We start from the raw sequence: 13,191 nt of genomic DNA, 5'->3' as shown, positions 1-13,191 counted from the left end.
GCAGGATCAATATTTGTAAAGAAAAGAAAACCGCGAGTGACGGCGCGGAGTCAGATATCGAAATTATGACCTTGTATATGTGGTTGTTTAAAGGCAGATGACCATAGGGGCGGAGTGTGCGAACTAAGCACGGGAATGTTTACCAATAAATATTGTTTCTGCTAAGTGGTAGGCATCGCTGTAAATATTGAATTGAACGAAAAATGTACGATACTTTAAAGGCTGGATATTCCCGGCAAAAATCAGACTTTATTGCGTGTAGCGCAGGGAAGTTTGCCGTCCTGGTTCGAAGTGGTCGATAGAGTCACTGTTCTGGGAGGAACCAAAATGAATCTGCATTGTAAACTTTTACTCTTACTGATTGTTGCCCCTCTTAGCACTGCGGTGCTGGCACAAGAGTCGAAACAGGCCAAAATAGAACGCGCTTTATCAGCAGCCCCTGACGCCGTTAGTGCGCAAGCTACTGTGGTGGACAGCGATGGTACTGTCCTAAAAGAGGGGGCCAATGAGTGGACATGTTTACCCGACACGATGCCGGGTGATAAGGCACCGATGTGTAATGATGAAACATGGATGGAAATGATGAACGCTGTTGGTAGTCAGTCTGACTTTGTTGCCGACAAAATTGGCATTTCTTACATGTTGCAGGGTGAGCCGACAGGATCCGGAGTAAGTAATTCCTCACCACATCACCCGAATCACAAGCAGGCGGAAGATTACGTAGAAACAGGCCCGCACCTTATGATTATAGTACCTAAAGCGATGTTGGAAGGGCTTCCTACCGATCCTAATGAGGGGGGGCCTTATGTCATGTGGGCAGATACACCTTATGCCCATATCATGGTACCGGTCGCGTTAAACGGCAAAACCATTATTACCAAGCAGTAATATCTGGCACCCGCGCTCGCAATTTGGTGCGTGCGCGGGTGCCAGATAAAAAGCCGTTAAGTCTGTGATGTTTACTAACTGCTGCCTCAGCGCCCCGATATTACGAAGACGATGCCCTTATGCATGTATCGACAATCAGAATATATAGATAACACCCACACCCACTTCGGTTTCGTAGTCACTTCGGGCAATCGGGCTGTCGCGAACGTCACTACTGTAATATTCAAAAAGTGCTTCACCGTATAGTTGCCAGTTTTTATTTATATAGTGTCGGAAGCTGTAATCAATGCCAAACGACCGTAACCCACTGTCCACGTCCGTCTCCGGTAAACCCGAAGCCTGTGCCTGCGTAGCATTTACACCAAACCCTTTATTGGCATATTCACTGTCGTGAAATACAGCGACCAGATTCACTTCATGACCGGTACCATCGACTTGATCTCCAAAGCGACGACCTACGCCAAACAGACCAAGATTGCCATCGCCACCGCTGACAATCCGGCTGACCAGCCAGTAGCGCCAGTCAGAGGTAAAGGCGCGGCGCGCCTGAAAAACCAGCTCAAAACTTTCGTCCTGATCACCCAGACCATCCAGGTAACCATCGTCAGAGTCACCTTCTTCCCGGCCTTCATCAAAGCCCAGCGCCCCTTCAAGTAACCAGTTTTCATTTACCCGGCCTCGCCAGCCCAGCGCTTCACCTGCAAAGTAGTAAATATGATTGTCGTTGCGCCATTGAATGGCGCCGGCAGGCTGTAATTCAAACCCGAACTCATCGGAGCCTTCATACGCGGTCTCATATTCAACGCCTAATCCGAGCCCAAAACTCCAGCCATTTTGACCCTGGGTAAAATCATCGAGCGAGGGCAACGGCACCAATGCGGTATTACTGGTCTGCGCAAATCCAGGTTGAACAGTCACGCTGCAGGAAATAAAAAGTAGTGTAGAAACTAACGCCTTTCTCATTTTTGATGACTCCTGAGTAATAAATCTGGCAATAGAGCCCAACGGCGCTAAGCCCTGTCGACGGTTTACTATTACTATTGAAATATTGTCGTTTTTCGTTCTTTAACTATATGCAAAACTACGAAGATGGACGCGCGCTGACTAGCAAAATTGTAGAAACGGTCAGTTATATGTACGAATGACACGTAAGCATTGGCCTCTCATCACCTGCAGCTCATGAGAAAAAGCAGCAATTCATACAATAAACGGCATAATTCAGGTGCGTGGGGTGTATAAATATAGCCATGTTAATGTGTGGAGTATTCGGGTGTTAGTCAGTAATACGGTTTTAGGCAGAGCGCCAGTAAAAAGCGGTTTTGCGCTTACTGCGACGGGACTGACATTGTTATTTACGTTTATGGAGCCAGAATCTTCTGCTGCTCTTGGGTTTTTTGAGCGGCTTACGTTCTGGTCTCTTCAAATTACTACAGCACTGCTCGGGCTGATGTTTGCCAGTTATTTAGTCAGTCGTATAGCCCACAGCCGGCTCCCTGTCTTTGTGTCGTTACTCATTTCAGGCGGAGTAGGGGCCGTGCTTGTTGCCCCCGTTTTTGCATCCATTGATTACTGGTTCCCCGGCCTCAAAGATAACCCGGATGGCTGGCTCGATATGCTTGAGCAACAAGGGCCGTTTTATCATGTTATCTCTGAGTTTCTTGAAATTGCGCCGGGCCTGATTACGATTTGGTTTTTGATCAATATTCCCTTACTTTTAAACGTCACCTATAAGTTACCCACTGACACAGACGAACCGCCGCCTCCTGAACAGCCTCAGTCGCGGGCAAAGCAGTTCGATATGAGGGAAAAACTCAAAAAAGATTTCTATGAAAGGCTTCCCGAGGCGTTGAGTAAAGACATTGTGTCGATAAGCTCTGAGCTGCATTATGTTAACGTAAAGATGACAGACGGAAAGGCACTCATCCTGGGCGCGCTCAATCAGATAGCAGAAGTTCTGGAGGATGATGGCGTATTAATTCACCGCTCGCATTGGGTCCATAAGAAACACGTTATGGGTGTGCATGTTTCAGGTAGCCAGGCGTGGTGTGAAATGACTAACGGCGAACGACTGCCAATCAGCAGAAGCAAACGCAAGCTGGTTAAATCCTATTTTGGAAATGAACCACGACGAGACACGACAACAGGCAAGGCCGAGCTGACCCGAGTGAAATAAGAGTAAGCGTGACAGCCAGTTTACGACTTGTCGAATTAAAACGTATGGTTATCACTAAATAGTGCCTGAATGGCTATCCTCAATTTTATTGGAACGAGGCTTTATAGCTAGCAACTAGGTTTGACAAGAAAAAAATACTCTGCCAGTTTAACTTACTGATACTTAGGAAGTGAGCTTCACAACAACCCTAATAGTTGGGGCTCACAATAAAAGGAATTTATGATGTACGTTAAAGTTGTATCTGCGTTTTTGTGTATTATCTTTTGCACTTCCATGCAAGTCAGCGCAAAAGTTCGGGGCGAGGCGAACATTATTGCGATTGATTCTGAGGTGCTAAATGAGACCAGAGAGTTGATGGTCCATTTGCCTAATAATTATGATCGTTATACTGATACATCTTATCCGGTTTTGTTTTTGCTGGATGGACAGAGAAATTTTGCACACGCTGCAGGCACCCTTGTTCTGTTGAATCAGTCAGGGATGGCATCTGAGATGATTATTGTCGCTATCAACAATACTTATCGAACCAGAGATTTTACGCCCACCTATAGGAAGAATATAACGTCAAAGCTCTTAGGGACCGTGCTGCAACAGTCGCTTCATTCAGGTAAGTAAAATGAAATATTATCTTTTACTGACAACATTGTTCTTTCTTGCTGCTTGTGGTGACGGATCTTCAGGTTCTTCCGCAAATACTAGCAATACTGACTCTACATCTGGTCAAAGTGATTCGCAAAGTCAGGTTGACGGTACTGCTGAAATTATTCAAATTGAAGTCGTAGCCGATAATCTGATATTTAGTACAGTAGAAAATACCTTTATTGCAGATATGAATGGAAATTCATTAGTGGTATTGCCAAGTTTCGGCTCATTAATTGGCTTCGGTACTCAGTTTATTGCCGACAGTCAATTTTATGAGATAGACGGCACTGCTTCAGGTAGGGTTAATATTAGTCGGATCAGCGTAGACGGTCGGGATGAAATTTACTATGTGGACCCGGAAACGGACCAAATCTTCCTAATTGATGGCGATGTGTCTTCACCTACTAATATTTCTGTACCCGTGGAGCTTGAGGGCGAAGAGCTTACATCTGCCTTACAAGTCGAGCAATTTAAACTGATAGGGGTCAATCGAAACGATATCATTAATACTTCTATTTTCTACGATGATAATTTGGTCCATAGCCAGGACCATCTTTTCATAGAAGAGCCTGTTATTACTGATGATCAGCGACGATTGTTTTTTAGATCTTCGCACGTCGGTTATATGCTTGATCTGCGATTACAAGACTTGATTGCTTTTGATATTCCATTGGCATCAAACTTTTTTCGAATGAATGGGCAAATTTACTTTAGCGCTAATGCTAACGAACACTACCGGTATCTCGTTAGTACTGGAACGTTTGAAGTAGCGGACTTATTTCCCAAAGAACTCGGTGTGGTGCACGATAGTGAATACTATCAGGGAGTTGAATATTTGGCGACGTCTACCGGTATCTGGACTTATACAGTTGAATCCAGTACTTTTAAGCGAATTAAATAACAACAATTTTAACGCTCATTTAGCTTAAAGTGACTTAAAGCCCGATTGTTAAATAGAGCATTCGGGCTTTAAATTTGTTTTTAACTACACATCTGTGCTCGCTTTCAAGTAAGTTCATGTCAATCTATTATCAATACTTGTTTGCTATCTTGGCGCACTAAGTCGGCTGCAAAAGTTAGTGAGTATAAGAAACACAATACTATAGACCAGACATAGTGACAGGTCAGTGTATTTGAGTCTGTTTTTACGTTTTCCAGATAGGTGTTTCGTTAATTTAACCTATATGGCTTAAGTCTTAATAATTTTGTCCCATATTCGCTGTTCTGCTTTAACGGCACGGTAGCGCTTCGATCTACTATTTTATTTTATCTTCCGACTGATTATGGATGACCTTTTCTTTCTGGAGGCCAATACTCCTCATTTTGATAGGCGAAGGGTATAATCGAAGAATGATTGCGATTAGACATTTTGGCTATATCATGCAGCGAATCGCCATTTTTATTACTGACCCAAATCAGTGCGTTTTGTTCAGGTGAATGATAGATGCGCTTTCTTTGTTTCACAGTAATTTTCCACCTTAAATAAGGATTGCGTTACGTTCACCAATTGAACTCAAGGCACATAGAGAGCCCGCGGATTCTGTATAGGCTTCAACACACAACCAGCGGTATATAGCGCCACCTTATAGTCGCATGCTTTGACAGAAACTCGCGCTTCATATTGAGGTTCTATTCTATGCAGCGGCTGACAAATTGCAGCGTATGTCGGACGGACCGTACGTTGATGCTATCGAGCATCTCCCTCAAGCTCTCTAACAGTATTTTCCACCAAGGTGTAGAAGTCCTTGCGGAATTGATTTGCGAACCGTTCTGCCAGTTGCCAGGCGTTTAGTCAGCACAATATAAAGTGTGTTGGTATAGTTTGCTAACCGTCTTCTTTAATATCAAATTTCTTCGCAAATATCTGATCAACCAGACGCTCTGGCAGCATAGTAGGAAGGGTATAATTGATGAGCTTATTCGGTACAGGCGCATAGCGGGCTTTAGGTTTGTCCGCGGTCATGGCCTCGTAAACGACATCGGCGATATCTTCAGTCTCGAGTCCGTCCTCTCCTCCTTCTATCATCACATCCAGGAAGGTTTTAAGTGAGTCTTTCCACGCACTGTCTTTATATTGCTCTGCAGCATTTGCTTCCTTCGCTTTCTTCCAGATAGGCGTTTTAACGCTTCCCGGGCCAATTGAAATGGAATCTATACCATACACCATCAATTCACGGCGCAAACTATCTGTGATGCTTTCCATAGCGTGTTTGCTGGCGGTATAAGCCCCCAGAAATGGTGATGGCAGTTCTCCACCGACACTGGTTATGTTGATAATGCGTCCGGGATCGCCGTTGAGGCTCTCGTCAGTGCCTAGCAGAGGTAGAAAAGCCTGAGCCATCCGCAGCCCGCCAAATGCATTGACTTCAAAGTGCTGTATAAATTCGTCGATATCCTGCAAAGCCAGAGGACCGAGTTTGGCAATCCCTGCATTATTTACGAGTCCGCCAACTGTTTGCCCTGCCAGTTTTTCGGTGACCAGGTCTACCGCTGCCTTAATTTGTTCAGGCTTTGATACATCCAGAAAAACAGGCTGTATCTTAGGTTCTTTTTCAGTAAGGCTTTTGGCATCGTCCTCGTTACGAACGCCGGCAAATACTAACCATCCTTCTCGCGCAAACTTAATGGATATGGATTCGCCGAGCCCTGAAGATGCCCCTGTGATAATGATTGATTTCATATGATCTTCTCTTGATTTAGGCGTTGAGTTAAATTTTGATATTCAGAGATTTGCTACCAAAAGGTAAATTGCCAGGACGGCTTCTGCACTAAAATACGCCCAACTTTGTTTCGAACTTGCATTGTTGAACAAAATCCCGGTAATTCGGCCAACTGCGGCGCCTGCATAGAGAAAACCGACCATCGCAAAGGCAACGGGGAGGGATAAAAACAGTGCCCCGAGTCCGGCTCCGACAAATAAAGCGCCGTTGGCCGCCCGAATTTCGGTATAGCCCATGTTGCTTCCGTCTGGTCTGAGACCAAGTTTTTTCATGGTAAAGTCCGGCGCGAGAAATCCTACCAGTCCGAGGGCGATAGTAAGCACCATTGCAATAATGTTGAGCGTGTCGATCATGATTTTCCCAATGTAGCTAGCTGGTTAATTTGAAAGGTCTGCCAGACTTCCGGCGATCTGAAGTCGTATCATGCTTCAGTGCAACTCAATAACGGATATACGGAGTCAGGCTTGATTGAGTAAACGCTGTTGATAAAACGCCGACATCTTAGTTACTGCAATTTTCACCGGCAAGATTATTGAGGAGGCTCATTAGAGGGGGCCAAGAGGGTTAAATATGTTTAATCGGGTTATATGGTCAGTATGCCAGCGCGCCTGGTAACAGGCTCTTGGCCTCTTGCCACTACAGATAGAGGGCCTGACAACTTCGGCATAGATATCCGGCTGACCGGGGGCATAACAAGTTTTATCCAGCTACAGAAAACGATAACGCCATATCAGTAATACAAGCACGAGCCGGTTAGCAGGTAGGTTAGCTGCAGCTCAGCCATACGGATACATAATCTGAAATCTACTCTGCACTAAAAGTGACCGTTACCATCATCCTGAGTCTCCGGTTAAGTACATTCTTAATAGTTTGCTAATTTAGGCTCTTTATTGGATAAACGGGATAGAGCACTTTGGGTATTTTCGAGGGAAGGCTAAAGCGTGCTTTACATACAAAGCTGCCGCTCAAATCCCAATCCCAAATCAATAGTTTTACGCTTAACCCATTGACCAGCCAGTAAATGATCGCGCTGCCTACCATAATAGTTTGAGCTTTAGCGAGAAAAACTCGTAGTACTAATATTATTCACTATTTGCGTTTACCACTATGGTGTGGCGTGGGTGACGCAAACGTCAAAAAGGGTAGATTTAGTATGCGACAAAAAGCAGCTTTATTTCTGACGCTCGCAGCAACTTCGTTTGTTGCTGTGGCACAGTCCGAATCATCAGATCAGGTTGAGATGAAAGGCAGTAAGGGCACTTCGCTCACAGGGTCTGTGATGACTTCGTTTAATCAGCCCTGGGCAATGACATTTTTACCAGACGGTCACAGTTTGGTTACTGAAAAGGCAGGTAAGTTGTGGCTGCTTGATAAAAACCAGAAGAAACGCTTTTCTGTCAGTAATGTTCCTGATGTTACCCCTCGTGGTCAGGGTGGACTGGGGGATGTGATCATTCATCCGGAGTTTGCGTCTAACAACACTATCTATATTTCTTATATAGAGCGCGATCCGCAAAATGATGAATTCAGTGGCGCGGTTATTGAACGGGCAACGCTGAGCATTTCTGATAGCGATGCAAGTTTATCAGAACGAGAAATCATCTGGCGTCAGTCACCTAAAATGACCGGGAACGGGCACTATTCCCATCGCATGGCGTTCTCGCCTGATGGTTACCTGTTTATCACTTCCGGAGACAGACAAAAATTTACCCCAGCCCAGAACATGGCGATGAACCTGAGTAAAGTTTTGCGCATAAATGCTGATGGTAGTGCGCCTGAAGATAATCCGTTTTTTGGTAACGGCAGTGTTACCGACCAGATTTGGACGTTAGGTCATCGTAACCCGCTGGGAATTGATTTTGATAAAGAGGGCAACCTCTGGACGCATGAAATGGGGCCTAAGCATGGTGATGAGCTCAACATTATTGAACGGGGCCGCAACTATGGTTATCCCATGGTGTCGCAAGGTGACCATTATTCAGGTGTGAAAATTCCGAACCACGAAGATTATCCTGTCTTTAAAGGGCCAGAGAAGGCCTGGGTTCCTGCTATAAGTCCGGCGGGTTTCATCATTTACAACGGTGATAAGTTCAGCGACTGGACAGGCAACGGCTTTATTGGCGGATTATCTTCAAAAGCGCTTGTTCGCGTGACAATCAGCAAGAGTGACGAAGATAGCTGGCAGGCTGAAGAAGCAGAGCGCTACGAGTGGGGCAAACGCGTTCGCGAAGTTGAACAGGATAGCATGGGGAACATATATGTTCTTGAAGACAAAGGTGGGCGCCTGATAAAGCTTGAGCGCAACAACTAACCACGCTGTGAAGCGTACTGCCTGCAATAAGTCATCATCTGATCCAGGGTTTTGACTGTGTGGGCAGGCGCGAGATTGTCCCAATAACGCTATATCAAACTTTCGGCATAATCAGCCTGTCTGATTAGCAGTCTTAGCTTGCTTACAGCCAACCCTTTTGTCTGGCGATACGCGCCGCATCAATACGGTTTGTGGCATCCAGTTTGGAGATGGCCTCAGACAGATAATTTCTGACCGTGCCCTGCGAAAGAAAAAGTTTGCTCGCAATGTCCTGCGTTGTATTGCCCTCGAAGGCCAGTTTAAGCGCCATCGTTTCTTTTTGTGAAAGCGGGTTGTCGTCATCCAGGGCCATGATAGCCAATTCCGGGGAAATTACTCTTTCTCCGCTCAGCACCTTGTATATTGAGGAAAGCAAATAGTCGCTGTCGGCCTCTTTAAGAACAAATCCTTTCACGCCTGCAGCCAGCGCGCGCTTGATATATCCGGGCTTAGCGAATGTCGTCATCAGTACAACATGGGTGTTGATTGCATTGTCAGTAACGTAGCGGGCGATATCCAGTCCGGTCACATCAGGCATTTCAATATCGCTTAACACAATATCTGGCAAGCCCAGATCCTCAAAATGCTTAATCGCTCCTGCGCCGTTACTGTATTTGCCGACGACCTCAACGCCGTCTTCCAAAGATAAAAGCATTGCAATAGCATCACGGACTAGCGACTGATCTTCAACAACAACAATAGTAGGCATTGCGTGTTCCCTGGCTTATGAATATTTACTCTGTGCGGGAAGAGTAAGCGTGCAGCTAAAGGCAGCCGTTGAGTCGCACGATAGTGTGAACGTTGCGTTAATTAACGCCGCTCTTTCCCGAATACCTGTTAATCCGTTTCCTTCTGCTATTCGCGCCTGACAATCAGGTTTTCCGAAATCCCGATAACATAACGTCAGGGCAGTGTTGTCCTGAGAAATGCTCAGCGCTACATGTTCCCCTTGAGAGTGGCGAAGAGTATTCGTAGTAAGTTCCTTGATAATGAGGGCAAGCTGCGCTTCTTCCATTGATGTCAGGTTTTGCTCAAAATCATGCGATAGCGCAATAGCAACGTCGAAGTTTTTTCTTTCAATATGGCGCTGCTTTTGGCAATTTCATCGCGCAGCGTCAGGTGTTTGATATCAGAAACGGCGTGCCGGATATCGCTTAGCAAAGACTGAGATAACTGTGCCAGTGCCTTTACTTCTTGTTGAGCGAGCGATATTTCACTTTTTTCAAGAAGCTTATCGGCCAATTGTGCTTTAAGGGCAATCGAGCTTAATGCATGTCCGGCGACATCGTGGAGATCACGCCCGATACGCTCGCGTTCGGCTATTGCAGATAAGGTACTTAGCGTCTTTGCCTGCTCTGTTTCTTTTAGCTGAAACTGCGTTTCTCTGCGCTCCATAGCACCAAAGCCAAACAGCACGATGGTATTAATTGCGGCTGCAACCAGAAAGAAGCCAGGCGTGTCGAGGACAAAAAACTGGAGTAGAAAGAGTGATAGCGCAATAACTAAAACAAAACTTAACCCTTTTTTAAGCGGGTAATAATAACCAACAATAAAAGCGATGAATCCGAAAATGATAGCGCCGCCAGGGTTGTTAATACTGGTAGCATAAGCAATGGCTATCAGAGCCGTTAGAAATAAAGGCAGACGGTTAACAGGACTGTTAATGGCGAAAATATAGAGCGCAACAAATACCGTATAGGCGCTAAGCTGAAGTGCAATGAAAGTTGTTGGTAAAGGCAGCGAAAGCAAAAGGGGCACAAAAAAGAACAGCGAAAATACCAGGCTGCTATAGGACCAGCGTTTTTTGCGGCCGCTGGCGAGCAGCGGCAGCGTTAAATGGCTATCTGGTGAAAATTTACTGTTATCCACGCGGACTTCATTCCTATTGAAATACCACGGCAGACTTACTCGTAATCAGTAAAGTGCCTGAAATAATTAACATAATACCCAGTACAGCATAGAAGTCGAATGTTTGCTTCCAGAATATGACCGATGCAGCAGTAATCAGCGCGATCCCCATTCCAGACCAAATTGCATAGGCAATACCGATCCCCATATGTTTAAGCACATAGGCAAATAACATCCCAGAAATTGCATAGCAAAATACAGCAAGGTAGCCGTAAGCTAACTTTTCCCATCCGTTTGAGGCTTTTAACAACATTGTCGCGGTGACTTCGGTAAAGATGGCGAGAGCAAGAATCAGGTATGGCATGACAATTCTCCGTTAAATAATGATGGTTTACAGATTTTTGTTTCGCTTAATCAGCGCAACAATGGAAATGAGGTAAACTGCCACGATAACAGCGCTAATAGCTTGTACCCGGGCATCGGGGAACAAATACCAGGCACCAACAACCGAAACCGTGCGCGCAATCGTGTGAAAGTAGCCAACCCAATGTTCTATCGCCCAGGAGAGTGGCATCCACATCAGGCCCGCCAGAATACCAATCGAAAGAGGTACGGTTGTATGGTCAATAGCGGCAACAGGCAGTGCGATCCCGAACACCATTAAACTCATCACCAGGCCCACAAAGAAGAGACGATCAAAACTCGTTACGATTTTATCTTTCGCGAAAAAGCGCTCGCCGGTGAGATATGACAGCCCGGCGCCCAGGTAGAAAATGGCGCCGGTTCCGATGTAAAGGATCCAGGTGTTCACATACTCAGAAACAAACGGCGAGGTTATTCCAATCAGGGCCCACACGATAGTGCCTGCCAGCGGCATGGCCAGAAACTTGTTTTGCTTAAATAGCGTGCGTTCCTGCTCCAGCGTCATTGTATTGCGGTGGAATGCTGTTGAAGAAAGTAATTTGTCATTACCGGCAAGGGATGGATTCATAGTCTTTCCTTAAAGTGTTTTTCAACGTTAAGAAAAGTGTGCCCCATAGCGATCTTTGACAGTAGTCACAAAGGTCATGAATTGCCTGTGACATTTGTCATAATTTGTAATGGGGAAAGCGAGCGACGGTGTTTATCGGCAACCGGCTAAATGGCAATAATTGGCGAAATCTTTACAAAACAGGTAGCTGAGTAATATCGCCGTAGAACCCAGCCGTAATATAACTTTGAAGTGTTGGTCACCCATAAACCTACTGGACTGTCGCCGCGCTTCAAATCTGGCAGGCTATGTATCATCCGCAGCGCGCGTCTCAGCGACATCCTGACTAACATCCCGTTCGGATTTTTCTGTAACAAGATTAAGCGAGACAGCGTGACTGGCAGCTTCTGCAGCATCTTCTATAAACTTAAACGGCACATCGTAGTCTGCAAATTTGTCCGCAGCGGTATTTATTTTGTCTGAGCGAGAGGCGGGTTTAAGGTCGCGTATGTATACAGCAGCTACTCTGTCAGGGTAGTTTTTGACTATCTCCAGATAGGCATAAACATCATGTTGCCCGGAGTCACCAATCAGCACGAGTTTCAGTTCAGGGTAGGTATTCAGAATTGCTTCTATACGTTCTTTTTTGTAGCTCTCGTGACCACTTTTGAACCAGCGGTCTTCTCTGAGACCAAAATCCTTTAATAATACCGGTCCCTTAGGAAGGTCGTTAATATCAATAAAGTCGGCAATCAGATCGTAAATATTCCAGGGGCTGCTCGAAACATAAAAAAACGGATTGTTGGCGCTTCCCGAGGCGCCGCGTTGCAGGGCATTGTAAAATTCAGATGTTCCCGGAAATAGCTCGCGGCTATGGGCGTTATTTAGCAGTACTGTCTTAGTATGGCGAAGAAAGTTGGTTGCGCCGGTACGCATGATGGTATCGTCCACGTCACTGACAACAGCAAACTCTGCGCTATCAGCGGGTACTGATATTTCTGCAATACTTTGATCTTCAGCACGGGGGAGTCCAGGATCTGCTGCCTGCAGGATCAGACGTGTCCAGGGCTGTTGCAGATGCTCCGTAGCTGGTTTCTTCCACTGGTAGTGAAAGTAACCGTCAGCGTCTGTTGTCACCGTCCGCTCATCTTCACCAAGGGCTAATTTGATATCGGTAAATGGAATTTCGTCGCTTTGGTAGCGTCGTAGCATATGGACGAAGTTTTTCCAGCGACTATCATCGAGTCCCCCCTGTACGCCTTTGGCTTCCAACAGTCTGCCAGCCACCCATAATTCATCCGCAGTACCGTAAGTCATGTAAGGTTGCACAATAACCGGCGAATAGCCATACCACCGTTTATACCGATGTCTGAGCTTATCGATACGCCTTTCCAGGCGATGTACCCATTTACGCGTGGTCTTCTGCATGGTTATCCTTTCAAAATTCTGGTGCAAACGTTTTCGTGACGTCGCCTTAGGCTTATAGTTTATCAGGCTGTTTCTGTTGCGCGTGTGTCTGTGGCACCCATGATGATAATTTACCTTTGCGTTTAATATGACGAAAACGCTGACTAGGATTGCTTTTTGATACCAGCGGGTA

Annotated in this window: 13 protein-coding genes; 5 read left to right on the top strand and 8 right to left on the bottom strand. The window is 45.7% G+C overall.

The window, feature by feature from the left end:
• Positions 1-327: 327 nt before the first annotated feature.
• Positions 328-888: a hypothetical protein gene (locus FBQ74_RS10425; protein ID WP_139756617.1), complete on the top strand. Its 561-nt coding sequence runs from the start codon at positions 328-330 to the stop codon at positions 886-888.
• A 135-nt stretch (positions 889-1,023) separates the two neighbouring features.
• Here FBQ74_RS10425 and FBQ74_RS10420 read toward each other — a convergent pair whose 3' ends face one another.
• Positions 1,024-1,851 carry a MipA/OmpV family protein gene (locus FBQ74_RS10420; RefSeq protein ID WP_139756616.1) on the bottom strand — a complete coding sequence of 276 codons (828 nt, stop codon included), beginning with the start codon at positions 1,849-1,851 and terminating at the stop codon, positions 1,024-1,026.
• Positions 1,852-2,119: 268 nt separating this feature from the next.
• Between FBQ74_RS10420 and FBQ74_RS10415 the strand changes: the two genes are divergently transcribed.
• The 3 genes from FBQ74_RS10415 to FBQ74_RS10405 all read left to right on the top strand — a co-directional run bounded on the left by FBQ74_RS10415 (position 2,120) and on the right by FBQ74_RS10405 (position 4,604).
• A complete protein-coding gene (locus FBQ74_RS10415; RefSeq protein ID WP_139756615.1) occupies positions 2,120-3,061 on the top strand; it encodes a LytTR family DNA-binding domain-containing protein in 942 nt (313 codons plus the stop codon).
• A gap of 219 nt (positions 3,062-3,280) precedes the next feature.
• The gene (locus FBQ74_RS10410) at positions 3,281-3,676 is read left to right on the top strand and encodes an alpha/beta hydrolase-fold protein (protein ID WP_232371901.1); all 396 of its coding nucleotides are present in this window, start codon (positions 3,281-3,283) and stop codon (positions 3,674-3,676) included.
• A gap of 1 nt (position 3,677) precedes the next feature.
• A complete protein-coding gene (locus FBQ74_RS10405) occupies positions 3,678-4,604 on the top strand; it encodes a hypothetical protein (protein WP_139756614.1) in 927 nt (308 codons plus the stop codon).
• Positions 4,605-5,528: 924 nt separating this feature from the next.
• Here FBQ74_RS10405 and FBQ74_RS10400 read toward each other — a convergent pair.
• On the bottom strand, positions 5,529-6,383 hold the full coding sequence (locus FBQ74_RS10400; RefSeq protein WP_139756613.1) for an SDR family oxidoreductase: 855 nt from the start codon (positions 6,381-6,383) through the stop codon (positions 5,529-5,531).
• A 42-nt stretch (positions 6,384-6,425) separates the two neighbouring features.
• A complete protein-coding gene (locus FBQ74_RS10395; protein ID WP_139756612.1) occupies positions 6,426-6,776 on the bottom strand; it encodes a DUF4345 family protein in 351 nt (116 codons plus the stop codon).
• Between the two features lie 800 nt (positions 6,777-7,576).
• Here FBQ74_RS10395 and FBQ74_RS10390 point away from each other — a divergent pair.
• On the top strand, positions 7,577-8,734 hold the full coding sequence (locus FBQ74_RS10390; protein ID WP_139756611.1) for a PQQ-dependent sugar dehydrogenase: 1,158 nt from the start codon (positions 7,577-7,579) through the stop codon (positions 8,732-8,734).
• A gap of 142 nt (positions 8,735-8,876) precedes the next feature.
• Here the strand turns inward: FBQ74_RS10390 and FBQ74_RS10385 are convergent, their stop codons facing one another.
• The 5 genes from FBQ74_RS10385 to FBQ74_RS10365 form a co-directional block, all read right to left on the bottom strand.
• Positions 8,877-9,482, bottom strand: a complete 606-nt coding sequence (locus FBQ74_RS10385) for a response regulator transcription factor (RefSeq protein WP_139756610.1) — start codon at positions 9,480-9,482, stop codon at positions 8,877-8,879.
• Positions 9,483-9,793: 311 nt separating this feature from the next.
• Positions 9,794-10,642 (bottom strand): sensor histidine kinase, encoded by an 849-nt coding sequence (locus FBQ74_RS10380; protein WP_139756609.1) that lies wholly within the window; start codon positions 10,640-10,642, stop codon positions 9,794-9,796.
• Positions 10,643-10,655: 13 nt separating this feature from the next.
• A complete protein-coding gene (locus tag FBQ74_RS10375; protein ID WP_139756608.1) occupies positions 10,656-10,985 on the bottom strand; it encodes a DMT family transporter in 330 nt (109 codons plus the stop codon).
• A gap of 27 nt (positions 10,986-11,012) precedes the next feature.
• Positions 11,013-11,549, bottom strand: coding sequence for a DUF7010 family protein (locus FBQ74_RS10370; protein ID WP_139757934.1), 537 nt, complete (start codon positions 11,547-11,549; stop codon positions 11,013-11,015).
• A gap of 348 nt (positions 11,550-11,897) precedes the next feature.
• A complete protein-coding gene (locus tag FBQ74_RS10365) occupies positions 11,898-13,019 on the bottom strand; it encodes an App1 family protein (RefSeq protein ID WP_168190647.1) in 1,122 nt (373 codons plus the stop codon).
• Positions 13,020-13,191 lie beyond the last annotated feature (172 nt).

It is taken from the genome of Salinimonas iocasae (assembly GCF_006228385.1).
Classification (GTDB): domain Bacteria; phylum Pseudomonadota; class Gammaproteobacteria; order Enterobacterales; family Alteromonadaceae; genus Alteromonas; species Alteromonas iocasae.
This window is presented reverse-complemented; position numbering and strand designations above follow the sequence as displayed.